This is a genomic window from Streptomyces sp. D2-8 (assembly GCF_023184515.1).
In the GTDB taxonomy this organism is placed as follows: Bacteria; Actinomycetota; Actinomycetes; order Streptomycetales; family Streptomycetaceae; genus Streptomyces.
Window position 1 is genome coordinate 109,522 of the sequence record NZ_JAAHBP010000018.1, and the last position, 25,472, is coordinate 134,993.

24 protein-coding genes and 1 pseudogene are annotated in these 25,472 nt (G+C 70.1%); 14 read left to right on the forward strand and 11 right to left on the reverse strand.

The window, feature by feature from the left end; genetic code table 11:
• Positions 1-27: 27 nt before the first annotated feature.
• The 9 genes from G3I77_RS27735 (at position 28) to G3I77_RS27775 (ending at position 8,188) form a co-directional block, all read left to right on the forward strand.
• A complete protein-coding gene (locus G3I77_RS27735; protein WP_248508033.1) occupies positions 28-615 on the forward strand; it encodes a TetR/AcrR family transcriptional regulator in 588 nt (195 codons plus the stop codon).
• Between the two features lie 226 nt (positions 616-841).
• The gene (locus G3I77_RS27740; RefSeq protein WP_248508034.1) at positions 842-2,560 is read left to right on the forward strand and encodes an FAD-dependent monooxygenase; all 1,719 of its coding nucleotides are present in this window, start codon (positions 842-844) and stop codon (positions 2,558-2,560) included.
• A gap of 321 nt (positions 2,561-2,881) precedes the next feature.
• The gene (locus tag G3I77_RS27745; RefSeq protein ID WP_248508035.1) at positions 2,882-4,039 is read left to right on the forward strand and encodes a SchA/CurD-like domain-containing protein; all 1,158 of its coding nucleotides are present in this window, start codon (positions 2,882-2,884) and stop codon (positions 4,037-4,039) included.
• A 100-nt stretch (positions 4,040-4,139) separates the two neighbouring features.
• Entirely contained in the window at positions 4,140-4,553 is a 414-nt protein-coding gene (locus G3I77_RS27750; protein ID WP_248508036.1) for a cupin domain-containing protein, read from the forward strand.
• On the forward strand, positions 4,550-5,818 hold the full coding sequence (locus tag G3I77_RS27755) for a beta-ketoacyl synthase (protein WP_248508037.1): 1,269 nt from the start codon (positions 4,550-4,552) through the stop codon (positions 5,816-5,818). The genes G3I77_RS27750 and G3I77_RS27755 overlap by 4 nt, the downstream gene beginning before the upstream one ends.
• Entirely contained in the window at positions 5,815-7,065 is a 1,251-nt protein-coding gene (locus G3I77_RS27760) for a beta-ketoacyl synthase N-terminal-like domain-containing protein (RefSeq protein WP_248508038.1), read from the forward strand. The genes G3I77_RS27755 and G3I77_RS27760 overlap by 4 nt, the downstream gene beginning before the upstream one ends.
• Before the next feature lie 35 nt (positions 7,066-7,100).
• A complete protein-coding gene (locus G3I77_RS27765) occupies positions 7,101-7,355 on the forward strand; it encodes an acyl carrier protein (protein WP_248508039.1) in 255 nt (84 codons plus the stop codon).
• A 1-nt stretch (position 7,356) separates the two neighbouring features.
• Positions 7,357-7,836 carry an SRPBCC family protein gene (locus tag G3I77_RS27770; protein ID WP_248508040.1) on the forward strand — a complete coding sequence of 160 codons (480 nt, stop codon included), beginning with the start codon at positions 7,357-7,359 and terminating at the stop codon, positions 7,834-7,836.
• Positions 7,837-7,855: 19 nt separating this feature from the next.
• Positions 7,856-8,188: a TcmI family type II polyketide cyclase gene (locus G3I77_RS27775; RefSeq protein WP_248508041.1), complete on the forward strand. Its 333-nt coding sequence runs from the start codon at positions 7,856-7,858 to the stop codon at positions 8,186-8,188.
• 83 nt (positions 8,189-8,271) lie between these two features.
• Here G3I77_RS27775 and G3I77_RS27780 read toward each other — a convergent pair whose 3' ends face one another.
• Both G3I77_RS27780 and G3I77_RS27785 read right to left on the reverse strand, forming a co-directional pair.
• Positions 8,272-9,300, reverse strand: coding sequence for a methyltransferase (locus tag G3I77_RS27780; RefSeq protein ID WP_248508042.1), 1,029 nt, complete (start codon positions 9,298-9,300; stop codon positions 8,272-8,274).
• A gap of 91 nt (positions 9,301-9,391) precedes the next feature.
• Complete coding sequence (locus G3I77_RS27785; protein WP_248508043.1) at positions 9,392-10,507, reverse strand: nitrous oxide reductase family maturation protein NosD; 1,116 nt, start codon at positions 10,505-10,507, stop codon at positions 9,392-9,394.
• A 242-nt stretch (positions 10,508-10,749) separates the two neighbouring features.
• On the opposite strand from G3I77_RS27785, the gene G3I77_RS27790 reads away from it, so the two are divergent.
• From G3I77_RS27790 to G3I77_RS27800, 3 genes and pseudogenes are all read left to right on the forward strand, one after another.
• Positions 10,750-11,595 (forward strand): RNA polymerase sigma factor SigF, encoded by an 846-nt coding sequence (locus G3I77_RS27790; protein ID WP_248508044.1) that lies wholly within the window; start codon positions 10,750-10,752, stop codon positions 11,593-11,595.
• 27 nt (positions 11,596-11,622) lie between these two features.
• Complete coding sequence (locus tag G3I77_RS27795; RefSeq protein WP_248508136.1) at positions 11,623-12,204, forward strand: DUF2867 domain-containing protein; 582 nt, start codon at positions 11,623-11,625, stop codon at positions 12,202-12,204.
• Positions 12,205-12,551: 347 nt separating this feature from the next.
• Positions 12,552-12,884: pseudogene (locus G3I77_RS27800) on the forward strand (ATP-binding protein); the annotation flags it as partial.
• Positions 12,885-13,030: 146 nt separating this feature from the next.
• Here the strand turns inward: G3I77_RS27800 and G3I77_RS27805 are convergent.
• The 6 genes from G3I77_RS27805 to G3I77_RS27830 all read right to left on the reverse strand — a co-directional run bounded on the left by G3I77_RS27805 (position 13,031) and on the right by G3I77_RS27830 (position 19,643).
• Positions 13,031-13,951, reverse strand: coding sequence for a hypothetical protein (locus G3I77_RS27805; RefSeq protein ID WP_248508046.1), 921 nt, complete (start codon positions 13,949-13,951; stop codon positions 13,031-13,033).
• Positions 13,948-15,396, reverse strand: coding sequence for a GH1 family beta-glucosidase (locus G3I77_RS27810; RefSeq protein ID WP_248508047.1), 1,449 nt, complete (start codon positions 15,394-15,396; stop codon positions 13,948-13,950). Before G3I77_RS27810 ends, G3I77_RS27805 begins: the two co-directional genes overlap by 4 nt.
• A 13-nt stretch (positions 15,397-15,409) precedes the next feature.
• Positions 15,410-16,210 carry a carbohydrate ABC transporter permease gene (locus G3I77_RS27815; RefSeq protein ID WP_248508048.1) on the reverse strand — a complete coding sequence of 267 codons (801 nt, stop codon included), beginning with the start codon at positions 16,208-16,210 and terminating at the stop codon, positions 15,410-15,412.
• A 60-nt stretch (positions 16,211-16,270) separates the two neighbouring features.
• Positions 16,271-17,230 carry a carbohydrate ABC transporter permease gene (locus tag G3I77_RS27820; RefSeq protein WP_248508049.1) on the reverse strand — a complete coding sequence of 320 codons (960 nt, stop codon included), beginning with the start codon at positions 17,228-17,230 and terminating at the stop codon, positions 16,271-16,273.
• 11 nt (positions 17,231-17,241) lie between these two features.
• Positions 17,242-18,453, reverse strand: coding sequence for a sugar ABC transporter substrate-binding protein (locus tag G3I77_RS27825; RefSeq protein WP_248508050.1), 1,212 nt, complete (start codon positions 18,451-18,453; stop codon positions 17,242-17,244).
• 131 nt (positions 18,454-18,584) lie between these two features.
• On the reverse strand, positions 18,585-19,643 hold the full coding sequence (locus tag G3I77_RS27830) for a LacI family DNA-binding transcriptional regulator (RefSeq protein WP_248508051.1): 1,059 nt from the start codon (positions 19,641-19,643) through the stop codon (positions 18,585-18,587).
• A gap of 750 nt (positions 19,644-20,393) precedes the next feature.
• On the opposite strand from G3I77_RS27830, the gene G3I77_RS27835 reads away from it, so the two are divergent.
• The gene (locus tag G3I77_RS27835) at positions 20,394-21,683 is read left to right on the forward strand and encodes an MFS transporter (RefSeq protein ID WP_248508137.1); all 1,290 of its coding nucleotides are present in this window, start codon (positions 20,394-20,396) and stop codon (positions 21,681-21,683) included.
• Between the two features lie 233 nt (positions 21,684-21,916).
• On the opposite strand, the gene G3I77_RS27840 is transcribed toward G3I77_RS27835, so the two are convergent.
• Positions 21,917-22,165 (reverse strand): hypothetical protein, encoded by a 249-nt coding sequence (locus tag G3I77_RS27840; protein ID WP_248508052.1) that lies wholly within the window; start codon positions 22,163-22,165, stop codon positions 21,917-21,919.
• Between the two features lie 143 nt (positions 22,166-22,308).
• On the opposite strand from G3I77_RS27840, the gene G3I77_RS27845 reads away from it, so the two are divergent.
• Positions 22,309-23,214, forward strand: coding sequence for a LysR family transcriptional regulator (locus tag G3I77_RS27845; RefSeq protein WP_248508053.1), 906 nt, complete (start codon positions 22,309-22,311; stop codon positions 23,212-23,214).
• A gap of 213 nt (positions 23,215-23,427) precedes the next feature.
• Here G3I77_RS27845 and G3I77_RS27850 read toward each other — a convergent pair whose 3' ends face one another.
• Positions 23,428-23,598: a hypothetical protein gene (locus tag G3I77_RS27850; protein ID WP_031106884.1), complete on the reverse strand. Its 171-nt coding sequence runs from the start codon at positions 23,596-23,598 to the stop codon at positions 23,428-23,430.
• A gap of 449 nt (positions 23,599-24,047) precedes the next feature.
• Complete coding sequence (locus G3I77_RS27855) at positions 24,048-24,935, reverse strand: YihY/virulence factor BrkB family protein (RefSeq protein WP_248508054.1); 888 nt, start codon at positions 24,933-24,935, stop codon at positions 24,048-24,050.
• Positions 24,936-25,472: the final 537 nt, after the last annotated feature.

A 25,472-nucleotide genomic window follows, 5' to 3' on the forward strand; every position in this document is an offset into this window, starting at 1 on the left:
AACATCACGGAAAGGAAGGCTGTCGCAGTGAACGGCAACGACGAGAGCGCGGGAAGCCCGGCCAAGTCCAAGCGCAAGGACGCCCGGCGCAACCAGCAGGTCCTGCTGGACGCGGCCGCCACGGTCTTCGTCACCTCGGGCGTGGAAGCACCGGTACGCGACATCGCGGCCGAGGCCGGTGTCGGGGTGGGCACGATCTACCGCCACTTCCCCACCCGGGCGGACCTCGTCATCGCCGTCTACCGCCACCAGGTCGACGCCTGCGCCGAAGCCGGTCCGGCCCTGCTGGCGTCCAGCCCGACCCCTCACGCCGCCCTGGGGAGGTGGGTCGACCTCTTCGTCGACTTCCTGGTCACCAAGCACGGCCTGGCCGCCGCGATGCAGGGGGACAGCGCAGGGTTCGAGACGCTGCACGCCTACTTCCTCGACCGACTCCTGCCGGTGTGCAGCCAGCTCCTCGACGCTGCCGCCGCCTCCGGCGAGATCCGCTCCGATCTCGGCGCCTACCAACTCATGCGCGGTATCGGAAACCTCTGCGTCGGAGCGGACAGCGACCCCCGCTACGACGCACGCCGACTGGTCGCGCTTCTCGTCGCCGGACTGCGCCGACCGTAGCCCGCTGCCCCGTCAGCCGCCCATCGGTCCCTCCGTTCTGCGACGGGCTCGAGCCCGGGCGGCGATGCCTCGTGCACCGCCGCCCGCGGCTGCTCCGAACAGCCGACCATGTCGCCCGGCAGGACGGCAGCCCACTGAGGTGCCCGCCGCCGCCCGTACCCGGACACGCCGGCATCGCGAAGCAGGCGGGTGAAGCCTGAGCCGCCGTCAGCTTCCGGGGGCATGCATGAGGATCTCCGCCGTATCCGGCTGGGTCGGCGGCATCGACGCGCTGGAGGCGAGAGTGACGAACGAACAAGCCGGGCAGACGGGCCCCCAGACCATCAGCGTCCCGGTCCTCATCGTGGGCGGCTCCCTGGTCGGCCTGGCAACCTCGTTGTTCCTGGGACGGCTGGGAGTACCGCACGTGCTGGTGGAGCGCCACGCGGGCACCTCCATCCACCCGCGAGGCCGCGGCAACAACGTCCGCACGATGGAACTGTTCCGGGTGGCGGGTGTCGAGAAGGCGATCCAGGAGGCGGCCGCCACCCTTGCCGTCAACCACGGCATCCTCCAGGCGCCCACCCTGGTCGGCGACGCGGGCGAGTGGCTGTTCAAGGACATCGACCCGGGCGGCGGTCTGGCCCGCTTCAGCCCCAGCGCCTGGTGCCTGTGCAGCCAGAACGACCTTGAGCCGGTCCTGCTCGAGCACGCCCGCGGGCACGGAGGCGACCTGCGGTTCTCCACCGAGCTGATGTCCTTCGACAGCGACTCCACCGGTGTGACCGCCGTGGTCAAGAGTCGCGAGACGGGCGAGCACACCACCATCCGCGCGGACTATCTCGTCGCCGCAGACGGACCGCGCAGTCCCGTGCGTGAGCAACTCGGCATCGCCCAGAGCGGGCCCGGCGACCTGTTTCACAACGTCAGCCTCACGTTCCGCTCCCGCCGTCTCGCCGACATCGTGGGTGACCGCCACTTCATCGTCTGCTACCTGACGAACCCGGAGGCCGACGGCGCCCTCCTGCCGGTGGACAACCGCGAGAACTGGGTCTTCCACGCCCCGTGGCACCCTGAAGAGGGCCAGTCCCTGGAGGAGTTCACGGACGAGCGGTGCGTCGAGCACATCCGCCGGGCGGTCGGGGTCGCCGACCTCGACGTGGAGATCACCGGCAAGGCGCCGTGGCACGCCGCTCAGCGGGTCGCCCGCAGTTATCGGTCGGGACGTGTGTTCCTGGCCGGTGACTCGGCTCATGAGATGTCCCCCACCGGAGCCTTCGGTTCCAACACCGGCATCCAGGACGCGCACAACCTCGCCTGGAAGCTGGCCGCGGTGCTCGACGGCTGGGCGGGGGAGCAACTGCTGGACACGTACGACGCCGAGCGCCGTCCCGTGGCCGAGGCCACCAGCGCGCGGGCCGCGGCCCGGTCGGCCGAGCACAGCCATCCCGGATTCGCCGCGCCGCCCGGAGCCGGCGGCGGTGGCCCCCGGCAGGGCATCCTCAACGTGGCCCTCGGCTACCGCTACCCGCAGGGCGCCGTCGTCGGCGCCGATCCCGCGGTCCCGGTGGTGCCGGAGAGCCTCGACCTGTCCGGCGGACCCGGCAGCAGGGCGCCTCACCTGTGGGTGCGTCGCGGGGACGAACGGATCTCGACGCTCGACCTCTACGAGCGGTCCCTCGTGCTGCTCAGTGGCGCCGACGAGCCGAACGCATGGCACGAGGCCGCAATCCGCCTCGCCGACGAGCTGGCCCTCCCGCTCAGGTCGTACCGGGTGGGCGACGGAGCACAGGCCGACCTGGTGCCGGAGGGCGACGCCGACTGGGCGGAGCGCCACGGAACGGGCCCCGGGGGTGCCGTACTCGTCCGGCCCGACGGGTTCGTCGTATGGCGGTCGCCGGGTCCGGACGCCGACGCCGAGGCGGTGCTGCGCCAGGTCCTGAGGAGCGGGCTGGCCATCGCCTGAGTCCCGCGGCCGCATCCGCCCCCTTCGCCATCGGCGCCTTTGGCGCCGATGGCGAGCTTCTCAGCCGGCGGGCGTACGGGGACACCACCGAGGCGCGGATGGGCTCATCACCCATGCGGGGGAGCGCGACCGGCAGGCCGAGGACCACGCGGATGGCCTGCTTCTCTTCGCGCGTCTCGGCTGACCGCCTCCCGGCCGGCCACTCACGTACTTCATCCGAGTCGCGCGATGCGCGGGGACAGGCACAGGATCGAGAAACGCTGACGTCGCATCACTGCGGCCAACGTTCACTTTCCCCTCCGCGAAGGAGTTGTGCGCAGGATGACCACCACTTCCGAACGGGTGGCAGGTTCGCGGGCGCGACAGGCGTCGCACCATGTCTCCCAGTCCGTGTTCGACGGTTCCCGGCTCCGGGTCGTCCTCCTGGTCGACGTCCACGACGGAGCCCAGCAGGAGTTTCTCGAGGCCTACGAACAGTTGTGCCACCAGGTCGCGTCCGTCCCCGGGCATGTCAGCGACCAGCTGTGCCAGTCGATCGAAAACCCCTCCCAGTGGCTCATCACCAGTGAGTGGGAGAGCGCCCCGCCGTTCCTCGCCTGGGTCAACAGCGAGGAACACGTGCGGATGGTCGAGCCGCTGCACAGCTGCGTGCGCGACACCCGGTCGTTGCGCTTCCACGTCGTCCGCGAGACCGGCGGCCCGGCGAACGACGCGGGCCAGGCGGAGCGCCGGCTCCAGACGGCCCCCAGGGTCGGTGACGGTCTGATCCGGCACGCGCTCACCTTCACGGTCAAGCCGGGCAGCGAGGAAATCGTCGCCAAGATCCTCGCCGACTACGCCTCGCCCGAGCCGAAGGTCGACGACACCACCCGGCTGTGCCGCACCTCGCTGTTCATGCACGGCAACCGGGTGGTGCGGGCCGTCGAGGTGCGGGGCGACCTGCTGGCCGCGCTGCGCCACGTCGCCCGGCAGCCCGAGGTGAGGGCCGTCGAGGAGGCCATCAATCCCCATCTGGAGCAGGACCGGGACCTCAACGACCCCGAGTCCGCCCGGGTCTTCTTCACCAGGGCCGCGCTGCCGGCCGTCCACCATGTGACGGCAGGGCGGCAGGACTCGCGGGCCGAGCGGTACGCCCTGTACTACCCGGCGCGGCCGGAACTCGGCATGAAGCTGGCCGAACTCCTGGCCCGGCAGGACGAGGCGGCGGCGGACGACCCGCGCAGCCCGATCCTGCGCAGCACGATCTTCCAGCGTGACGACGTCGTCGTACGGCTCATCGACGTGCACGGCGGACTCGAGGCCGCCGAACCCGTCCAGGTTCTCGGTCTGTCCGACGCGGCGCGGGTGGCCGAGCTGACGACTCTCCTCGACGAGGCCACGGGCAGAAGCGCGTCCGCGTCGAAGGACGACAGCCTCGCGCGCTGCCTCGAACTGGCGCGCATGGACCTCGTCACCGACCGCCGGTCGCCCGACGCCTGATTCGTCATCCGGCGGGAGAGGCGGTTCCCGCCTCTCCCGCGTTGGAGCAGCACACCATTCGGAGGAACGCGTGATCACATCTCGTCCCAGAATCGTGAGCATGAGCGAGGTCGAGTCCAACTGCCGGCGAGGCGGTGACCTGCGCGCCATGCTCACTCCCGCCACGGTGGGCGCCACCAGTGGCTTCATGGGAGTGGCCCTCATCCAGCCCGGCGACCGAATCGCTGAGCACTACCACCCGTACTCCGAGGAGTTCGTGTACGTGGTGTGCGGGCAGCTGGAGGTGGACCTGGATGGTGAGCCGCACCCGCTCCAGCCCGAGCAGGGGCTGCTGATTCCCATCAACGTGCGCCACCGCTTCCGCAACGTCGGCCAGGTGGAGGCCCGGATGGTCTTCCACCTCGGCCCACTGGCCCCGAGCCCGCCGCTGGGCCACGTCGACACCGAGGAAACCGACGCCGGGTCCGCAGTGGTGGGGGCGGAGGCGGCCGAACGACGGCAGGTCAGGTCATGACGAGACGAGTGGCGGTCACCGGCATAGGCATCGTCGCTCCCGGCGGCATAGGCGTACCGGCGTTCTGGAGTCTCCTGGCGGACGGGCGTACGGCGACACGGGCCATCACGTTCTTCGACCCGTCCGGTCTGCGTTCGCGGATCGCCGCCGAGTGCGACTTCGATCCCGCGGCCCACGGGCTGGACGCGCGGGACGTCGAACGGTGCGACCGCTACATCCAGTTCGCCCTGGTCGCGGGGGACGAAGCGGTACGGGACGCCGGTCTCGACCTGGCCGCCGAAGACCCTTGGCGGGTAGGCGTCTCCCTGGGTACCGCGGTCGGCGGCACCACGCGGCTGGAGAAGGACTACGTCCTGGTCAGCCACCACGGGCAGCGCTGGGACGTGGACCACGAGGAGGCGGCCCCGGAGCTGCACCGCGCCTTCACGCCCAGCACCCTCGCCTCGACGGTGGCGGAGCGGTTCGGGGCGCGCGGCCCGGTGCAGACCGTCTCCACGGGCTGCACCTCCGGACTCGACGCGGTCGGATACGCCTTCCACACCGTGGAGGAGGGCCGGGCGGACATATGCATAGCCGGCGCCTCCGACTCGCCGATCTCCCCGATCACCATGGCCTGCTTCGACGCGATCAAGGCCACCTCCCCGAACAACGACGACCCGGCCCACGCCTCGCGTCCCTTCGACGCGGACCGCGACGGCTTCGTCATGGGCGAGGGTGGCGCCGTACTCGTCCTGGAGGAGCTCGAGCACGCCAGGGCCCGCGGCGCCCACGTGTACTGCGAGCTCGGCGGGTACGCCACGTTCGGCAACGCCTACCACATGACCGGCCTCACCAGTGAGGGCCTGGAGATGGCCCGGTCCATCGAGGACGCCCTCGACCACGCACGGCTCGATCCCACCGCGATCGACTACGTCAACGCGCACGGTTCGGGCACCAAGCAGAACGACCGCCACGAGACCGCCGCGGTGAAACGGGTCCTGGGCCCGCACGCCTACGACACTCCCATGAGCTCGATCAAGTCGATGGTGGGCCACTCCCTGGGCGCCATCGGAGCGATCGAACTGGTCGCCTGTGTGCTGGCCCTGACTCACCAGGTGGTACCGCCGACGGCGAACTACGAGACGCCCGATCCCGAGTGCGACCTGGACTACGTCCCGCGCGTGGCCCGCGAGCGCAAGCTCTCCAGTGTGCTCTCGGTGGGCAGCGGGTTCGGCGGCTTCCAGTCCGCGGTGGTCATGAACCGGCCGAGGGAGAAGACACGATGAGCGAACCCCATGCTCGGCGCGCGGCCGTCACGGGAATCGGCGTGGTCGCGCCCAACGGAGCCAGTACCGAGACCTTCTGGAAGTCCACCAGGGAAGGCATCAGCGTCCTGGACCGGGTGACCCGCGAGGGTTGTGAACATCTGCCGCTGCGCGTGGCGGGCCAGGTCCGCGACTTCGACCCGGCGGCCGCGATCGAGGAGCGCTTCCTGGTCCAGACCGACCGGTTCACGCACTTCGCGATGGCCGCGGCCGACCTCGCGCTGGAGGACGCCCAGCTCCACCGGCCCGAGACCGACGGCGCGCCCTTCTCCGTGGGCGTGGTCACCGCGGCCGGCTCCGGCGGCGGTGAGTTCGGGCAGCGTGAACTCCAGCAGCTGTGGGGCAAGGGCAGTCGCTTCGTCGGCCCGTACCAGTCCATCGCCTGGTTCTACGCCGCCAGCACCGGCCAGATCTCCATCCGCCGCGGCTTCAAGGGTCCCTGCTCGGTCGTCGCCGCCGACGAGGCCGGCGGCCTGGACGCCCTCGCCCACGCGGCGCGAGCGGTGCGGCGCGGCACCGACGTGATCGTGGCCGGGGCGACCGAGGCGCCGATCGCCCCCTACTCGGTGGTCTGCCAACTCGGCTACGAGGAACTCAGCACGGTCGACGACCCGACCCGCGCCTACCGCCCGTTCACGTCCGCTGCCTGCGGGTTCGTGCCCGCAGAGGGCGGAGCCATGGTCGTGGTGGAGGCGGAGAGCGCGGCCCGGGCACGGGGCGCGCGCGTACGGGCCCACCTGGCCGGACACGCGGCGACCTTTACGGGAGCCTCCCGCTGGGAGGAGTCCAGGGAAGGGCTCGCCCAGGCCGTCCGGGGAGCCCTGGCGGAGGCCGACTGCGCGCCCGAGGAGATCGACGTGGTCTTCGCCGACGCCCTCGGCGTACCGCGGGCGGACCGGGCTGAGGCCCTGGCCATCGCCGATGCTCTCGGGGTCCATGGCACCCGGGTGCCCGTCACCGCGCCGAAGACCGGGATCGGCCGCGGCTACTGCGCGGCACCGCTCATGGACGCCGCTGCCGCGGTGCTCGCGATGGAGCACGGCGTGATCCCACCCACCCCCAACGTCTTCGACATCTGCCACGACCTCGACCTCGTGACCGGTCAGGCCCGCACCGCCGAGGTACGCACGGCGCTGCTTCTGAGCCGCGGACTCATGGGGTCGAACTCGGCGCTGGTGCTGCGGCACGGCGCCACCGACGCCTCGTAGCGAGGCGCCGTGGAACAGGAGAGGAAGGGATTGGCATGACTGACCGCATCACTGTGGAAGAGCTGTCCGAGCTCATGAAGAAGTGCACCGGTGTCACCGTCGCTCCGGAGGAACTCCGCCGCGACGAGGCGGCCTTCGACCACCTCGGCGTCGACTCGCTGGGCCTGCTGGGCATCGTGGGCGAGCTGGAGAACCGGTACGGCACGCCGATGCCCCCCGACGCCGAACGCTCCAAGTCGCCCCGGCAGTTCCTCGACCTCGTCAACAGTGCCCTCCTGACAGGAGCGTGAGATGACCGGACACACAGAGAACGAGATCACCATCGCGGCGCCGCTGGACCTGGTCTGGGAGGTGACCAACGACCTGGAGAACTGGCCGCGCCTGTTCAGCGAGTACGCCTCCGTCGAGATCCTCTCCCGGGAGGGCCACAAGACGACCTTCCGGCTGACGATGCACCCGGACGAGAACGGCACCGTGTGGAGCTGGGTCTCGGAGCGCGAGCCGGACCGCGACACGCTCACCGTCAGGGCCCGCCGGGTCGAGACGGGTCCCTTCGCCCACATGGACATCCACTGGCGGTACGAGGAGGTGCCGGCCGGCACGCGGATGGTCTGGACGCAGGACTTCGCGATGAAGCCGGAGGCGCCGGTCGACGACGAGTGGATGACGGACAACATCAACCGCAACTCCAAGGTGCAGCTGGGCCTGATCCGCGACCGCATCGAGAAGATGGCCGCGGAGCACGGCGCGACCCGCGGTCTGACCGACTGAGCCGGACGGAGAACACCCCATGCACCAAGCTCTGATCGTCGCCCGGATGGCCCCGGGTTCGGCGCCCGACATCGCCAAGGTGTTCGAGGAGTCCGACCGTGGGGAGTTGCCGCGGCTCGTCGGCGTGACCCGGCGCAGCCTCTTCCAGTTCGGCGATGTGTACATGCACCTGATCGAGTCCGAGCGCGAGCCCGGGTCCGCCATCGCCGAGATCAGCGGGCATCCCGAGTTCCGGGACGTCAGCGAGCGGCTGGCCGCGTACGTCAGCGCGTACGACCCCGACACCTGGCGTTCCCCGAAGGACGCCATGGCGCAGCGCTTCTACCTCTGGGAGCGCGAGCCGGCCGGCTGACCCCCGCCGCCCCTCACCGGTGGCCGGGCCCGCGACGCTGCGGGCCCGGCCACCGGTGGTCTGTGGACGGAGGAGGCGTTCGGTCAGCCGGGTACGTGGCAGTCGAACGCGTGCAGATAGGGATTGACCGGACTGATGTCGTCGATGACCAGGTCCGCCTCGGTCAGCCGGTCCACCATGCTCTGGGTGGTGTGCTTGGCCCCGCCGACGTTGAGGAGCAGCAGCAGGTCCATCGCGGTGCTGAACCGCATCGAGGGCGAGTCGTCGACGAGGTTCTCGATGACCACGACCCGCGTGCCGGGGCCGCCCGCCTCGCGGACGTTGCGCAGCGTGCGGGCCGTGCTCTCGTCGTCCCACTCCAGGATGTTCTTGATGACGTAGACGTCGGCCTTCACCGGGACGGCCGTCCGGACGTCTCCGGGCACCACCCGCGCACGGTCCGCGAGGTCGCCGCCCGCGCGCAGTCTCGGCAGGGCGTTCTCCACCACCCGGGGAAGGTCGAGCAGCGTCCCGTGCATGGCGGGGTACTTGTCCAGCAGGCTCGCCACCACATGCCCCTGGCCGCCGCCGATGTCCGCCACCGACGCGTTCCCCGTGAGATCGAGAAACTCTGCCACGTCGCGCGCCGACTGCACGCTGGAGGTCGTCATGGCGCGGTTGAAGACGTCAGCCGACTCCGGGGCGTCCTCGTTGAGGTAGGGGAAGAACTCCTTGCCGTACAGGTCCTCCACCACGTTGCGGCCGGTGCGCACCGCCTCGTCCAGCATCGGCCAGACGTCCCAGGTCCATGGTTCGGTGCACCACAGCGAGATGGCGCGCAGGCTGTTGGGGTCGTCCTCGCGCAGCAGCCGGGAGACGTCGGTGTGCGCGAACGTCCCGTCCGGGCGTTCGGCGAAGACGCCGTAGCAGGACAGGGCTCGCAGGAGCCGTCGCAGCGGGCGGGGCTCGGCCTTCACCGCGGCCGCGATGTCCTCCACGGCCATGGGGTCGTCACCGAGGGCGTCGGCGACGCCCAGCCGGGCGGCCGCGCGGAGGGCGGCGGCACATGCCGCCCCGAATGCGAGTTCCCGCAGCCGCATGGACGGCGGAGGTGCGGGCTGAGTGGTCGTCATGTGCCGCCTTTCTACTTGGATCACCTGAAGCACAAGGATTTCTGGGCATTCGCGGAGTCTCTTGGCTCCGCGAAAGGCAACGGTGGAACGGTCAGCACAGGCCGGCAGGCTGGGACGAGCGGCACGAGTTGCCGTGGAACGTGTTGCCGCTACCGGGGTCCGTGTTGACCAGGTCTGCTGGGGAATTGCCCTGCAGCAGGTTGTCGCTGATCCGGTTCCGCTCGCTGGTGGTGCCCACGAAACTCTTGAACACGACGATGCCGCCCGACAGCGGGGAGCTGCCGACGTTGTCCTTGATCACGTTACGGGTGATCAGGTTGTCCTCGGCGCCCGTCAGGACGATGCCGGATCCCTGCAGGGCGTCCAGCCGGGCGGTCTTCGGACAGAACTTGTTGTTGCGCTCGATGCGGTTGTCCCGCACGGTCACGAAGCCGGCCTTCGGCTTGTTCTCGTCGCCGACGACGAATACCGCCGCGCAGTTGCCCGTGAGGCGGTTGCCCGCGACGGTCAGGTTGCGCAGTCGGCGGACGGTGACGCCGATCCGGTTGCCCTCCAGCCGGTTGCGCTCCACCACCGTTCCCCCGGTGTCCGTGGCACCCTGCTCCTCCGTCACCGTGTTGGCGAGGAACAGGCCCGCGTCGCCGTTGTCCCGGGCAGTGTTGTTACGGAACACACCACGGGCCGAGTGCTCCGTGGCGATGCCCCACACTCCGTTCTTGACCGCGGTGACTCGCTGCACGGTCAGCCCGTCGGCCTCGTCGGCATAGAGGCCGGTCCTGTCGAAGCCGGTCACCGTCAGGGAGGAGATGGTGACGCCGTCGACGCTGTGGTCCTTCGTGCCCACGACGCAGATGCCGTTGCCGGCCGCGGCGCAGCTGTTCGCGTCCTTCGCGGCGCCCGATCCGGCGCCCGATCCGGCGCTCGGAGCGGTGGTGGCGGTGCTCGTGCGCGCTGCCGGAACGAGCACCGTGCCGCGGCCCATGCCACGCAGGGTGAGGCCGGGCGTGGTCACGTTGACGCTCCCGTGGTGGGTGCCGTGCGCCAGCAGAACGGTGTCGCCCGGCCGGGCGGTGTTCACCGCCTTCTGGATCGATTCCCCCGGTTTCACCAGATGGACCGTGTGGGCGGCGGCCGGCGGGGCGGCCCCGAGGCCCGTCCCGAGCAGCGCTGCGATGCACGCAAGAGGTGCGATATGGCATTTTTCCATATTGAGCACGTTATGACGTTAAAGGTCGCAAACCAGTGGGATGGGCCATCCGGCGGCGTGGCCCCCACCAGCCCCCGGCCATGTGCTGGTGGAAGTGAGCTCCTGACCGGATTCGATGACGCGAGGGTCCTCCCTTTCTCAACGTGCGGGCGTAGATGCAAGATGTGGGGGTATTCGCCTGGCGGCGTCGGCTGCACTCAGCCGGTCGCGGCGGGTGGCTTCGATCGTGGGAGGGGTACGTCATGGTGCTCAAGAGCGTGACGGCAGCGAAGACGCAGGCACGCGAGTTGCCGGAGGTCGCCGATCCCTCTCGCGTCGCGCCGCAGGATGCCCGCGAACTGTCCAGGTTGTTCTTCGACCAGCTTGCGGTGCTGGAGGAAGGCACGCCGGACTACCAGTACGCGCGGAACACGCTGATCGAAATGAACATGTCCCTGGTCCGCTTCGCGGCCGGCCGGTTCCGCAGCCGGGGGCCGGAGGAGATGGAGGACATCGTCCAGGTCGGCATGATCGGCCTGATCAAGGCGATAGACCGGTTCGACCTCTCCCGGGAGGCCGAGTTCACCTCCTTCGCCGTCCCCTACATCGTGGGTGAGATCAAGCGGTTCTTCCGCGACACCACCTGGGCCGTGCACGTGCCCCGCCGACTGCAGGAAGCCCGCGTCCAGCTCGCGCGCGCCACGGACGAGCTGCGCAGCCGCCTGGGGCGCACCCCGACCGTGAAGGAACTGTCGGAGCTGATGAGCCTTCCCGAGAAGGAGGTGCGTGAGGCCCGCCTCGCCGCGAACGGCTACAACTCCTCCTCCCTGGACGCCACCATCAACGGCAGTGAGGACGGCGAAGCGGCGCTGCAGGACTTCATCGGCGCCGAAGACCAGGCTCTGGAACTGGTGGAGGACTTCCACACCCTGGCCCCCCTGATCGCTCAGCTCGACGAACGGGAGCGGGCGATCATCCACATGCGGTTCGTGGAGGAACTGACCCAGGCCCAGATCGGCGACCGTCTGGGCGTCTCGCAGATGCACGTCTCCCGGCTGCTGTCGCGCACCCTCACCCGGCTGCGGGAAGGCATGCTCACCCATCGTTGAGAGGGCGCCCCGAGCGCGGACCCCTCCCTGGCCGGGGCCGCGGCCTGGCGGATCCACGAGATCGCCGGCGACTTCCGGCTCGAGGATCTGTGGGCGCTGCCGACGCCGGGCGGCCCGGACGACCTGCACCACCTGGTCCAGCAGATGGCGGATGGCAAGGACGGTCCGGACGGCGGCAACCCCGTCGGCCGCTTCCTCTTCGCGGTGCGCTGGAAGCTCGGCGCGCTGCTCGGCTGGGACAAGCCGGACGCCGGCGTCGGCGGCCGGGTGGCGACGCTGCGCGACCGGCTGCCGGACGACCTGCGCGAGGGGCCGCAGGGGCCAGACCTCAGCGCGGCTCCCTTCACGTCGGTCTTCCAGACACACGACGAGTGGGCCGCCGAGTACGCCAACAAGACCATGCACGGGGTGATGCACATCGGCTGGGTCGCCGACGGGAACGGCGGCTACCGCGGCCAGATGGCCGTCCTGGTGAAGCCCAACGGCCGCCTCGGCTCCCTGTACATGCTCGGCATCAAACCCTTCCGGTACCTGGGGGTATACCCGGCCCTGATGCGATCGATCGGCCGGGAGTGGCGAGAGAACACGGCGCGCCGAACGGCACGGTGACGCCGCCCCTCCCTGTAACCCAGGCTCCACCCAAGCCCCCGCCACCCCGCAGCCCGGTCTCGCAGCGGTCGGGACCGCCATGGACCAGGCGCGGCCCCGCCCACCGATCCGCATCCAAGGATCAGCAGCGAACTTCACCAAGACCGCTGAGGTGGCCTGCGGCCCGGCTCACTTCGCCGCGACGCCCCGGAGTGCTGCGGCATGCCCGGCCCACGCGGGTCTTCCGGGCGGAAGCGAATGATCCGGACCCGCGACAGCGAACGCAAGGGTCACGCCGTGCTTCGCGATGACCAACCGGCAGCCCTGCGCGACCCGTTCCTGCATCCGCTGCACCGTCCAACGCGCTCGTCCATACGCCGCCGGGCACTCCGGTCGATGTACGCGTGGGTAGGGCCCTGGCAGGGGCGACGACCGGAGGCTCACCGACGCTGGCCACGGGCACGCCGATCTGCGTCACCGAAGTCGCCGACCAGGGGCCGGGACTGTCGCCGGAGGAGGCCGAGCGGGTCTTCGAGCGCTTCTACCGCGTCGACCTCTCCCGCTCCCGTGACCACGGCGGCAGCGGCCTCGCCCTCGTCATCGCCACGGCGATCGCCCGGGGCCACGGCGGCCGCCTCGAACTCGACACCGGAGCGGGCACCGGGTGCACGTTCCGCCTGACGCTTCCGGTCCGGGACTGAGCGACGCCCCTGCGGGTGCGGCCCTTCGCGGCCATGCAGGTCAAAGCGGCGGCGCGGGGGAGTGCCAGAGGCCGCCGCCCTCGCAGGGGCGCGGCGCCCCACGACGAGTTGCTGCGTTCCGGACTGCGCTGTCTGTGAGAGCTGTGTCAGCTCCCCGTGAGGAGTGCCGTGAGGTGGGCCGTGCCCGCGGGAGCGGCGAGCAGAGTGCCGAGCGCGGTCCGCTCGGCCGACGCCGGCGAGCCGGTGTCGCCCGGTTCCGCCTGCGCTCCGACCAGCAGCACCTGCCACGGCCCCGATACCCCCTCCGCGTCGACCGTGACCGTGTCGCCGTCGCGCGTCGTCCGGAAGACGGCCGCCGTGCTGTCCCGGGCGCCCGGGGCCGGGATCCGCGTCACGACCGTCGCACCGTCGACGGGCGCGTGGACCCGCAGTGTCACCCCGTGCGCCCAGTCGTACGCCGCCGCGTCGTCGCTCACGCCGTACGGGACGACCGAGCCGGGCCGGGCAAGCAGCGGCAGGCTGTCGTAGCCGTACCGCTCGCGTCGCCAGCCCGGCCCCCGGACCTGTTCGCCCGACAGCACAGGCGTCCAAGTGCCGTCAGGGAGCGTGAGTTGCGCCAGCGAGTGGTGGCTGCCGTCGCCCAGGACCGCGAAGCCGGTGCCGCGCGCCTTCGCCGAGGTGAGGACGCGACCGTCCGCGGTGAAGTCCAGCCGCCACCGGGCCGCGGTGTCCACCCGCAGGGACAGCTCCCCGGTCGTCAGCTTCAGCAGCGAGCCCTCCCGGGTGACCTTCGCCGCGTGGCCGGGCTCGGTGTGCAGCGCGAACTCCGGGCCGCGCTCGGCGGCGCCCGCGTGGTGGGTGGAACGAAGGCCGATCACGCCCTCGGCGGGGGACCAGCACTCGACGGTCAGCAGCGGGCTGTTGAGGGTCTGGCCGCGGCGCGTGACGTGCCGCACCGGCGCATGCAGCGTGAACCGGTCCTCCTCGAAACGGACGTCGGCGACCTCGGCGGCGCAGGACGCCTGGACGCCTTCGCGCATCAGCCAGTAGCCGTCGGTGAACTTCATCGAGGGTCCTCACCAGGGGTGGTGCGGGCGCGGTGCGCGGCGATCAGCCGCTGGTACCAGCGGTAGCTGTCCTTGGGGGTGCGCGTCTGTGTGTCGTAGTCGACGCGGACGATGCCGAAGCGCTGGCCGTAGCCGCGGGCCCACTCGAAGTTGTCCAGCAGCGACCACACGTAGTAGCCGCGCACGTCGACGCCCGCGCGCAGGGCGGCGGCGAGCGCGTCCAGATGGCTGTGGAGGTAGTCGACCCGCTCCACGTCGCGGACCCGGCCGTCGGCGTCGACGGTGTCCGCCTCGGCCGAGCCGTTCTCGGTGATCACGAGCGGTGGCAGCGCGGGATAGCGCTCGGCCAGGTCGACCAGCAGATCCGTGAAGGTGTGCGGGACGACGGGCCAGCCCATGGTGGTGTGGCGGACGTCGCCGCGCCAGGTCTCCTCGGCCCGGACGTCGACCGCGGTGCGGGTGGCCGGGTCCGGGGCGCGGTACGGGGCGTCGGCGACGGTGATCGGCCGGTAGTAGTTGATGCCGACGAAGTCGAGCGGCGCGCCGATGAGGTCGAGGTCGCCGTCGAGGCGGTACGAGTCGTTGCCGGAGGGGAGCAGCTCGCCCCAGGTCTCGGCTTCGTGCTCCGGGTAGCGCCCGGCGAAGAGCGGCTCGAACCACACGTCGTTGTGGAGCGTCTCGACGCGGCGTACGGCGGCCAGATCGGCGGGAGAGTCCGTGGCCGGCAGCAGCCGGTCGGGGTTGAGCGTGATCCCGACCTCCCGTGCCCCCGCCGCGCGCAGGGCGTGCACGGCCAGCCCGTGGCCGACGAGCAGATGGTGTGCGGCGGCGAGCGCGCCGCGGCCCTCGCGGGCGCCCGGGGCGTGGGCGCCCGCCGCGTAGCCGACGAAGGCGCTGCAGAAGGGCTCGTTGAGCGTGATCCAGCGGTCCACCCGGTCGCCGAGCCGGGCGGCGACCACCCCGGCGTACTCGGCGAACCGCTCCGCCGTCTCCCGTACCCGCCAGCCGCCCCGGTCCTCCAGGGCCTGGGGGAGGTCCCAGTGGTAGAGGGTGGCGGCGGGGGAGATGCCGGAGGCCAGCAGCTCGTCGACGAGCCGGTCGTAGAAGTCCAGCCCCGCCGCGTTGGCGGGGCCGGAGCCGGTCGGCTGGACACGCGGCCAGGCGAGTGAGAAGCGGTAGCCGTCCACGCCCAGTTCGCGCAGCAGCGCGATGTCCTCGCGGTAGCGGTGGTAGTGGTCGCAGGCGACGTCACCGGTGGCGCCGTCCGCGACGCGCCCGGGCTCGCGGCAGAAGGTGTCCCAGATGGACGGGCCTCTGCCGTCCTCGTCGTACGCGCCCTCGATCTGGTAACTGGCCGTGGCGGCACCGAAGAAGAAGCCGGCCGGGAACTCGGGGAATTCACGGAACCCGGTGGACTCGGTGGACTTGGTCTCGGAGAAACTCACAGGGAGAACCGCCCTACTTGACCGATCCGCCGGTGATCCCGGCGGCGATGTACTTCTGGGCGACGACGAGCAGGATCGCGGCCGGTACGGCGGAGAGCACCGCGGTCGCCATGACCGCGCCCCAGTCGCTGACATGTGCGCCGACGAACTGGTAGATGCCGAGCGTGATGGGCTTGACGTCGTCCGTGGTGTTGAGGGTGAGCGCGAACATGAAGTCCGACCAGGCGAAGAGGAAGGTGAACAGTCCCGCCGTGATCAGGGCGTTGCGGCTCATGGGCAGCACGATCCGCACGAACGCGGTGAAGCGGTTCGCCCCGTCCACCATCGCGGCCTCGACGACCTCGCCCGGGATCGACACCATGAACGCCCGCAGCAGCACGACCGCGAACGGCAGACCGAGCGAGGCGTCCGCCAGGATCAGCCCCAGATAGGAATTGACGAGGTCGAGCTGCGCGTACGCGCCGTAGAGGGCGTTGGCGATGACGATGCCCGGAACCATCTGCGTGATGAGCGTCGCGAAGACGATGCCCTGCCCGCCGCGGAGTTGGAACTGGGCGAGTCCGTACGCGGCGGGCGCGGCGAGGGCGAGACAGACGACGACGGCACCGAGTGCGACGACGAAGCTGGTGAGCAGCGAGCCGCCCTGGGTGCTGATCGCCGTGTCGAAGTTCTTCAGGGACGGTGAGACGGGGAACCACTCGGTGGCGGCGATGCTCGACTCGGGCTGGAGGGCGGTGTTGAGCATCCAGTACACGGGGAAGAGCAGCACGGCGAGGATCAGCAGCGCGGCGCCGGTGTTCCCCACCGAACGCATGCGGAGAAGGCTCGCCGGTCGTTTCGTCGATCGGTTCATCGTCGATCGGTTCATCGTCGGTCACTTCCCCTTGCCGAAGTCGGCGCGGTCGGCCCGCAGGTACAGCACGGCGAAGACCGCGCTGATGACGATCAGGACGTTGCCCACCACGGCGCCCTGGCCGAAGTCGAGCTGAAGGAAGGAGAGCCGGTACGTGACCGTGCCCAGCGTCTGAGTCGAGTCCGCCGGCCCGCCCGAGGTCAGCGCCAGGATCAGATCGAGGATCTTCACCGTCGACATGAAGCCCAGCACGACCACGACGGTGATCACCGGGCGCAGCATCGGCAGCGTGATGCTGCGGAACGTCCGCCATGGGCCGGAGCCGTCGAGCGACGCGGCCTCGTACAGGTCGCGCGGGATCTCCTGGAGACCGCCGTAGAGGATGACCATGTTGAACGGGATGCCGATCCAGATGTTGACCAGGACCGCCGACAGCAGTGCCACGCCGGGGCTGCTCAGCCACGGCACGCCGTCCTGCGGGACCAGGCCGACCGCGTGGAGGGCGGTGTTCAGCATGCCGTGGTCCTGGTCGAGGATGCGCCGCCAGACGACGGCGGAGACGACCATGGGCACGAGCCACGGCAGCAGCAGGATGGCGCGCACGAAGCCGGAGAGCCGGAAGCGGCGGGAGAAGAAGACGGCGAGGGCCAGGCCGACGGTGAACTGGCCGAGCAGCGAGCCCACCGTGAACAGGGCCGTGTGCCACAGGGCGTCGGTGAACAGCTCGTTGGCGAAGACGGCGCGCCAGTTGTCGAGACCGTTGAACGGTGCCTCACCGGTGAAGTACGTCTTCGGCGTGTAGTGCTGGAAGCTCATCACGATGTTGCGGACGAGCGGGTAGCCGAAGAAGAGCGCCATGTAGGCGAGCGCGGGAGCGACGAAGAGCCAGCGCAGCAGCCCACGGCGCCGCGGAGCACGGCCGGTTGCGGACTTCGCTTCGGCGGCGCCGCCCCTACCGGGCGCCTGGGTGATGGTGGTCATGGCCGGTTCCCTCACTTCCCCGCCGAGGCCTGCTGCTGGGCCCGGTGCAGGGCCTGTTCGGGACCGGTCCGGCCCGTCAGCACGGACTGGAAGGCGCCCGCGAGGGCGTCGCCGACGACCGGCCAGCCGGTGCCGACCTTCGCCGTCCGGGAACGGGCGGTGGTGACGAGCTCGGCGAAGGCGGCGAGCTTCGGGTTCTGCTTCGCGTACGCCCGTGCCGCCGTGGCGCGGGTGGGCACGTTGTTGACCGACTCGCCCCACTGGAGCTGGTTCTCCTCGGAGTTGAGGCAGTTCAGGACCTTGCCCGCGTTCTTCTCCCGGGCCGGATCCTCGTCGTTCTTCGGTACGGCCATGACGGTGCCGCCGATGGGCGGCACTGCCGGCTTGCCCGCCTCGGGCACCGGAATGCTCGCGACCGCCCAGTCCACGTTCTTCTGGGCGCTGAGGACCGGCACCTGCCACGGCCCGTTGATCATCATGGCGGCGCGGCCCGCGACGAACTGGTCGTTGACGTCCTGCTGGTTCCAGTTGACGACGGACCTGGAGGCGGAGCCGTCCGTGACCAGGTCCTTCCAGAGCTGGAGAGCGGCCTCGCCCTTGCCGTTGTCGATCCTGGTCTCGTCACCGCCGGCGGACCAGAAGAACGGAAGGAACTGGTAGACGCCGTCCGCGTTCGGGCTCGCGCTGAAGGCCATCCCGTACGTGTCGCCCGCGGTCAGCTTTTTCGCGGCCGCCCGCAGCTCTTTCCAGGTGGCGGGCACGGCGATGCCCGCGTCCCCCAGGAGCTTGGTGTTGTAGATCAGCGCGAGGGAGTTGACGGAACGGGCGATGCCGTACTGGGTGCCGTCGTACGAGCCGAGGGACTTCGCGCTCGCGGAGAGGCCGGAGGTGTCGACCCCGACCTCGTCGAGCGGCCGCAGGCCCTCGGTCTGCGCGAACTGGGGCAGCTCCGAGCCGTCGAGCTCCAGGATGTCGGTGAGCGAACCGGACGACGCCATCCGCAGCGCCTTGGAGGCGATCTGGTCGGCGGGCACGCTGATCTGCTCGACCTTCAGGCCGAGCGGCCTGGCGCAGCGGTCGAAGAACCGCTGGTTGGCGGTGTGCTCGGCGGTGTCGGTCGCCGAGTTGAGCACGGTGACCGTGCCCGGGTCGGGCTCCGCCGCACAGCCGGTCAGCCCTGGCGCGACGATGACACAGGCAAGGGTGGCGGCGAGCGCGGGCACGCGTCCACGTCTTGCTCTGATGCGTCCTGCTAGGAACGGCAAGGCTGGTCCTCCGTTACAGGTGCGGCCCTGGACATGCGGTGGTCCGGTGACGGGCGTCGCCGGCCGTGCCGTGCGGACGGTCCGAGTGGTCAGCCGGGCGACGGCGGTGCGACGACGGGCCCCGCCATCCGCGGCTGGATCAGGTGGTGCGGTGCGTCGGAGGGCAGGTCCGAGGCAGGTGCGACGGGCTCCTGGGAAGACGATGGCCGGTCGTCGCGGCCGGAGCCGATCGCGTCGATGGCGAGCCGGGCCACGGCCGTGGACATCTCCGCGACGGGCAGGTCGATCCGCGGCAGGTGCCGGATGCCCAGCTCGTCCGGGAGGCTGCCGACGAGCACGACGGTCAGATCGTGGGGGACCCGCAACCCGGCCGCCGCCACCGCGTCCAGCAGGCAGGGGAGGAGGATCAGATGCTGCACCACCAGCGCGGTCGGGGCGGGCCGCGCGGTCAGCGCCTCGCTCAGCCGCCGCACCAGGACGTCCGGGTCGCGGTGGGACGGGATCACGCGGACATCGGCCCCGGTCTCGACAGCCGCTCGCCGGGCGCCGTCGAGACCGTGCAGGGCATATCCGCGGCGTGCGGCGACCTCGTGCTCGGCCGACGAGAGGAAGAGGATCCGCCGGTGCCCGGCTTCGGCCGTCTCACGCACGGCGAGGGCGACGGCGGCCTCCCAGTCGAGGTCGGTCCAGGGCAGCGCCGCGTGATCGTCATGACCGAGCAGCGCCCCGGGGAAGCCCAGTTCGCGCAGGACCTCGACTCGGGGATCGCGGTCCTCGACCGCCATCAGCACCGCGGCGTCCGCGAGCCTGCTGCGGGCCACCCGGCGCAGCCCCCCGATGCCGTCGCTGTCCGTCATCAGCAGCACGTCGTACCCGTGCACACGGGCGGCATCGGTGACGTCGATCGCGAACCGCCCGTCGATCGCCCGGTACGCCCCGGGCACGCGCGGCGCGGCCAGCGCGAGCACCCGGGTCCGTGCGCTGCGCAGCGTACGGGCACTCGCGCGCGGGTGGTACCCGAGCTCGTCGATAGCGGCCTGCACCGCGCGCCTGGTGTCCTCGGAGATCTTGCGCGACCCGCTCAGGACGTACGACACGGTGCTCGGCGCGACGCCCGCCCGCTCGGCGACGTCCTTGATCGTGGTCATCTCCACCCCCACCCGGCCCGTCTCGGGCCCCATAGGCTTCGTCGAATCAATCGAATCGATTCGATAAGCGGGGAGACCTTAAGCACGGCGGGTCGGGAAGGGCAATACCTCGAGCGCTGCGTCCGGCCACGACACGTCAGCGACCGGTCAGGAGACGGAGGAACCTCTGGGCTTGCTCAAGGGGAGATTGAAGTCGCCAGGGCGGAGGGCATGGTCCGGACAGTCGGTGCGCCTGGCCCGGTGGAGGGGGGAAGCGATCGTGACTGCTTTGGTCGTAGTGGCCGTTGCCGCGATGGCGATGGCGGTGCTGTGTGCCTGGCTCGTGCGTCGGGCTTGGCGGCGTGCCTGGGACGATCTGGGCCGGCAGGCATCCGGGTACGGCCGGGGGAGTGGGCAGCGGTACGGCGCGTGGCCGACCAGCGGCGGTACGGGTGCGGCATTGGCGGCAGGAGACGCCGGCGCCGCGTCCAGCGGCTCGTCCTGGTACGCCGCGGGTGACGCCTGCGACGGCTCGCCGTCCGGTTCTTCCGGCAGCGCTTCCTCCTCCTGCTCCGGTGGTAGTTCGTCGTCCTGCTCCGGCAGCAGCTCGTCGTCCTGCAGTAGCAGTTCGTCATCCTGTGGCAGTTCCTGTTGACGGCTGGGGAGTGCCATCGCGGTTGGACGACCGATGCTGACAGGTCGTGGCAGGCCAACTGATTAACCGATGCGGCAAGTTGGAGTACTCACGGCATGATGCCTCGCGTGGACTCGATGAACGACACGCCGGATCGGCCCCGAACCCGCTGGGGAGTATTCACCCAACCGGACTTCCGACTGCTCTGGACCGGCGAGACCGTGAGCGGGCTGGGCAACGGCATCACCGCGGTCGCGTTGCCGCTGATCGCGGTGGAGCTGTTGGACGTCAGCTCCACCGCCGTCGGCCTGCTCGCCGGGGCGGTGTGGCTGCCCTGGCTGCTGGTGGGGCTGCCGGTAGGCGCGTGGGTGGACCGGATGCACAAACGACCACTGATGATCACGTGCGATCTGGTGGCCGTCGCGGCGCTGGTGAGCGTTCCTCTGGCGGCGTGGCTCGACGCGCTCACCTTCCAGCACCTGGTCGTCGTCGCGACGATATGCGGCACGGCGGCGGTGTGCTTCAACACCGCCTACCACTCGTACATCCGGATCGTGCTCGACGGCCGTGACCTCCTGGAGGGCAACGCCAAACTGCAGGGCAGCGAGGCCACGACCCGGGTTGCCGGGCCGGGGGTGGCCGGGCTGCTCGCCCAGACGCTCGGGGCGGTCACCGCGCTGGTGGCCGACGCGGTGACGTTCTTGATCTCCGCGGTCTGCCTGAAGCGGATCAGCGTGGTCGAGCCGGACCGCGCTCCGGACGAGGAACGCGTCCCCCTCCGACGGCAGATCATGGAAGGGCTCCGGTTCGTGGGCCGCGACCGGTACCTGCGGCCTATGGTCACCTGGGGCGCCGTGATCAACATGGCGCTCATGGGCTACCAGGCGGTCCAGGTGGTGTTCCTGGTCCGCACCGTCGGGCTGAACCCTGGCATGGTCGGGCTGCTGCTGACCAGCGGCAGCACCGGTGGCATCGCGGGCGCGCTGGTGGCCACCAGGGTCAGCCGGCGGTTCGGCACCGCTCGCGGACTGCTTCTCCTGCAGATCGCCACCGCGCCGTTCGTCCTGCTCCTGCCGATGACCACGGCAGGGCCGGGGTTGCTGCTGTTCGCGATGGGAGCTTTCGTCGTCGGGATCGGCGTTTCCGTGGCCAACGTCGTGGTCGGCAGCTTCCGGCAGACCTACTGCCCGCCGGACATGCTGGGCCGGGTCGTGGCGACGGCCATGATGATCAACCACAGCACCATCCCGATCGGATCCGTGCTCGGCGGCGTGCTCGGCGACACCGTCGGGTACCGGCAAGCCATGTGGATCATGACGGGTGTAGTCGCACTCAGCTGGCTCATCCTCGCCATGAGCCCGATGCGCCACGAGCGTGACCTTCCGCAGGCCCATGAGCCGGGAGAAGCGCACGCCAGGAGTTGTTGATCGCTGTTGCTTTCACCTGGCTGCCGTCGCAGGCTGCGATCAGTGCGGTGAACCGTGAGTCCCAGCCGGTGAACAGCTCGATCGGCCGCACCTGGGCGGCGGCTGGGTCGCCGAACGGGGTCCCACTGGCCGCGAACCAGTCCTCGGCGGTGTTGTGGAAACTGAGGTTGCCGCGCCCCACCATCGCGCAGGGTCCGGGTGGGTGCGGTCGATGTCAAGAAATGCCGATCTCTTCAGCCGGGAGGCAGGTGTGCAGGTGCGGCGAGTACCGTGCGGTACCTGAGCCAGGCGTCGGCGCTCAGCAGGTCCTGCAGTCGGGTGAACAAGGCGAGCAGTTCAGGGCCCCACTTGTCGCGAAAGGTGAAGTCGCCGTGAACGAGGTCGAGTTCGTTGGCGGCCGACAGTTCGGCGAAGGGCCGGCGCAACTGTGGCCCAGGAGGGCGAGAACGACCGGTGAACCTGTCGGGCGGGTTGGTCGGCACCCGTACAGCGCTTTCACCGGTCCGGATCCGTGCGAAAGCACCGGACGGGTTGCCGCCTGGGCCCTGCAAGGATCTTCCGGCACCTCAACACCCCAGTCAATCCTGGGAATTGCTCCACATACCCCAGGTGTAGCTTGGGTGCTGTGACTCTGGAAGACCTTCGCGTGTTCGTGGCCGTGTGCCGGGCAGGAAGCCTCAGCGCCGTGGCCCGTGACCTGTCCTGCACGCAGTCCGCAGTGAGCCAGCACGTCAAGCGCCTGGAACGGGAGACGGGTATGAGCCTGTTGGAGCGTCAGCCGCGCGGTGTCGTTCCCACAGCGGCGGGGCGCATCCTGTGCGATGCCGCAGCCGACGGGATCGCCGGGCTCGATCTTGCGCTGCGCCGCCTCGGAGACCTCATGAACGGTGAAAGCGGTTCCGTGCGTGTCGCGACCGGCGGAACGACCGTCCGGCACTTCATGGCTGAAGCGATCGTCTCCTTCCGTCAGTGTTATCCGAAGGTGAGCCTGGAGTTCCAGACCGAGACCTCCAGCCGCGGATGCTTCGACGCTCTCCTGGCCAACAACCTCGACCTGGCCTGGATCACCGTCGGCGGCCCGGTGCGTGGCATCGAGCAGCGCCCCGTCGTCGAACTGCCTTGGGTGCTCGCCGTGCGGTCCGACGATCCGCTCGCTGTCCGGCCACGCATCGACGCCTCCGACCTCGCGGGCATCCACCTCGTCCGACTGCCACCGAACTCCACCTCCGGTGCCCGTCTGGACGCCGCCTTGGCCGAACTGGGCATCCGGGTCGGTTCGAACACAAGCGTCGCCGACTGGGACACAGCCCTGCTCCTCGCCGAACTCGGTCTGGGCCACGCCGTCGTCCCCGCCGTACCGGGTCACGCGACGCCTGGTGGCGGCGGCCCGCTGCGTCTCATCCCCATTCCGATGTTGCCGACGCTGCGGGTCGGCTGGGCCGTACGCCGCTGGGACGCCCTCTCCCCACTTGCTCGGACCTTTGCCGATACGGTCGCCGCAAGGTGCACGACGACGCGCGGCCCTACATGAGTACGGATCGCGTGGTCGATTCGGGTCGACGGCACTCCGCCCGCCGCGGCCCGCCGTCCTCGGGGAGTAATCGGGGCGCGGTCCCCCTCGCGACTGCCCGCTCCTGACGTGTGGAGGAGCGAAGCCGGGGAGATGCCCCGAGACGGGACGATGGGACATGCCTGTGGGCCCCGGGAGTTCCCGGGGCCCACAGGCCGGCTGCTGTGTGGTGGGTTACCAGCGATACCAGCGGCCCTTGCGGCCTCCTGTGTCCGCACTGCGCAGCACGAAGCCGAGCAGCCAGACGACCAGCACGATGACGGCGATCCACCACAGTGCCTTCAGCGCGAATCCCGCGCCGAAGAGGATCAGAGCAAGAAGCAGGACGAGAAGCAGGGGAACCATAGTTATCAACCTCCGTTGCTCCTCGTGCCCGGCGATTCGAAGAACACGCGGCCAATCTGCCTGGTTTCTTCACTGCTTCTGCGGGAACTGGACCGAGTTTCGTCACCGGCTTTCACCTCCCGGATGGCGGACAGACCCGGCGCGTCCGCACCTTTGCGCAGCGCGCCCCTCGGACTCCGTCATGTCGGGGCGGGGCACGAGAACCTCACCGAGTACACGTAGGCAGTCCTTATAGGAGGTGTCGATGAGATGGTCCGGACGGTCCGCGGGTCTGCCGCTGCTGATGGCGGTCGGGGCCGTGGCGGCCGCGGCGTGCACGACGAGCGGCAGCAGTGACGGCGACGAGTCGGCCTCCTGCGTCTACCGGATCCAGTACCACCGACCAGCCCAGCTGAGACAGCAAGCACCACCACAGGTTCGCACCACGCTCCGGATCGCCCGGCCGCAGACTACGAGAGGTCTGCCGCAGACAACGCACGATCGGCTTCTGCCCCTCGAGCGGGCCTCGCCAGCTCCGCGTTGAACTGAGCGCCGACCAGAAGGGCCAGATTGGCCAGCCACAGCCAGACCAGGAAGACCACGACGCCCGCCAGCGAACCGTACAGACGGTGGTAGGTACTGGCGTGGGAGGTGTAGACGGCGAATCCGAGCGAGACGGTCAACAGGAGCACTACCGCCAAGGTGCCGCCGGGCGCCATCTGCCTCACAGGACGGGAAGGCGCGGGGCCCGAACGGTACAGGACGAGCACCAGGGCGATGGCGACCGCAGCCACGACCGGCCAGCGCAGCGCGTCCCAGACCGTCTGCGGTCCGGTACCCAGGTTCAGCGCCTCGCCCAGACGCCGCGCCAGGCTGCCGGTGATGAACAACGTCAGGGTGGTGGTGAGGAGCAGTGAGATCAGGACGAGGGCCGTGGCGATGATGCGCGGAGCCGTACGCCAGACCGGCCGATGCGCACTGATGCCGTACATGGCGGGCAACGCCCGACGGAACACGCTCAGATAGCTGGATCCCGACCACAGGGCTCCCGCCCCGCCGAGGAATATCAGAGTCCATACCGCTGACGACTGTTCGGCCATCTGTCGCAGTGTGCTGCGCAGCAGAGCGCGGGACGCGAGCGGAGTGGCCTGAGACAGTCGATCGATGACCTCCGGTTTGGCCGCCGGCATGGTCAGACCCACGATCGACAGGATCACCAACAGAACCGGAAACAGGGCCAGGACCGCGTAATACGTCAAGGCGGCAGCCCAGTCCGTGACGTCGTCGTTCCAAACCGCCACCGGCGTACGTCGCAGCGCCGCCCACCACCGAGTCGCGCGACTCTCTGTGCCATCCATGAGGCGGATGCTCTCACCCCCTGTCCTCGAGCCGCTTCCTGAGCCAGACGTGGCGGGCCACGTGCTGGAGGACGCCCGTCCAGGTGCTCGGACGAGGCATCCCACACTCGCCGCCGGCGCAGCGGCGCACGGGCCAACTCGTCGAAACTTTGCTCTTTACGCCGGCCAAGAGAACTTGCTGTCCCGTCCAGATGGACAGGACGGATCATGCGTCCGAACACCGGGGATACTTCAGGTCCGACTGGAGGGATCCGATCATTCCGTCTACGGGTGAATGCTTTGCACCGCCGCCGTCACCCGATCGACGATCACGAAATGATCGACTTACCCAACTGGACCGTATGACAGAGCCCTTGCGTCGAATCGATCCTCCTGACAGTGTGCGGGAGTCGGTTCGGCATTGCGTCGCGGGGGAGACTCGATGTTGCACACCTTTCCGATGGCCGCCCATGACAGATCTTCCATTCCTCGATCCGTGGTTCGCCGCGCTGCCTGACGTCATCCGCAACCGGATGAGTCGTATGACAGCTGGTAAGT

Bases quoted from the DNA above. Each gene is read 5' to 3' on its own strand.
- G3I77_RS27805 (WP_248508046.1), bottom strand. From the start codon at position 13,951: ATGAAGTTCACCGACGGCTACTGGCTGATGCGCGAAGGCGTCCAGGCG.
- G3I77_RS27750 (WP_248508036.1), top strand. From the start codon at position 4,140: ATGAGCGAGGTCGAGTCCAACTGCCGGCGAGGCGGTGACCTGCGCGCC.
- G3I77_RS27835 (WP_248508137.1), top strand. From the start codon at position 20,394: ATGAACGACACGCCGGATCGGCCCCGAACCCGCTGGGGAGTATTCACC.
- G3I77_RS27850 (WP_031106884.1), bottom strand. From the start codon at position 23,598: ATGGTTCCCCTGCTTCTCGTCCTGCTTCTTGCTCTGATCCTCTTCGGC.
- G3I77_RS27760 (WP_248508038.1), top strand. From the start codon at position 5,815: ATGAGCGAACCCCATGCTCGGCGCGCGGCCGTCACGGGAATCGGCGTG.
- G3I77_RS27780 (WP_248508042.1), bottom strand. From the start codon at position 9,300: ATGACGACCACTCAGCCCGCACCTCCGCCGTCCATGCGGCTGCGGGAA.
- G3I77_RS27820 (WP_248508049.1), bottom strand. From the start codon at position 17,230: ATGACCACCATCACCCAGGCGCCCGGTAGGGGCGGCGCCGCCGAAGCG.
- G3I77_RS27830 (WP_248508051.1), bottom strand. From the start codon at position 19,643: ATGACCACGATCAAGGACGTCGCCGAGCGGGCGGGCGTCGCGCCGAGC.
- G3I77_RS27755 (WP_248508037.1), top strand. From the start codon at position 4,550: ATGACGAGACGAGTGGCGGTCACCGGCATAGGCATCGTCGCTCCCGGC.
- G3I77_RS27790 (WP_248508044.1), top strand. From the start codon at position 10,750: ATGGTGCTCAAGAGCGTGACGGCAGCGAAGACGCAGGCACGCGAGTTG.
- G3I77_RS27765 (WP_248508039.1), top strand. From the start codon at position 7,101: ATGACTGACCGCATCACTGTGGAAGAGCTGTCCGAGCTCATGAAGAAG.
- G3I77_RS27745 (WP_248508035.1), top strand. From the start codon at position 2,882: ATGACCACCACTTCCGAACGGGTGGCAGGTTCGCGGGCGCGACAGGCG.
- G3I77_RS27770 (WP_248508040.1), top strand. From the start codon at position 7,357: ATGACCGGACACACAGAGAACGAGATCACCATCGCGGCGCCGCTGGAC.
- G3I77_RS27775 (WP_248508041.1), top strand. From the start codon at position 7,856: ATGCACCAAGCTCTGATCGTCGCCCGGATGGCCCCGGGTTCGGCGCCC.
- G3I77_RS27740 (WP_248508034.1), top strand. From the start codon at position 842: ATGAGGATCTCCGCCGTATCCGGCTGGGTCGGCGGCATCGACGCGCTG.
- G3I77_RS27855 (WP_248508054.1), bottom strand. From the start codon at position 24,935: ATGGATGGCACAGAGAGTCGCGCGACTCGGTGGTGGGCGGCGCTGCGA.
- G3I77_RS27815 (WP_248508048.1), bottom strand. From the start codon at position 16,210: ATGCGTTCGGTGGGGAACACCGGCGCCGCGCTGCTGATCCTCGCCGTG.
- G3I77_RS27785 (WP_248508043.1), bottom strand. From the start codon at position 10,507: ATGGAAAAATGCCATATCGCACCTCTTGCGTGCATCGCAGCGCTGCTC.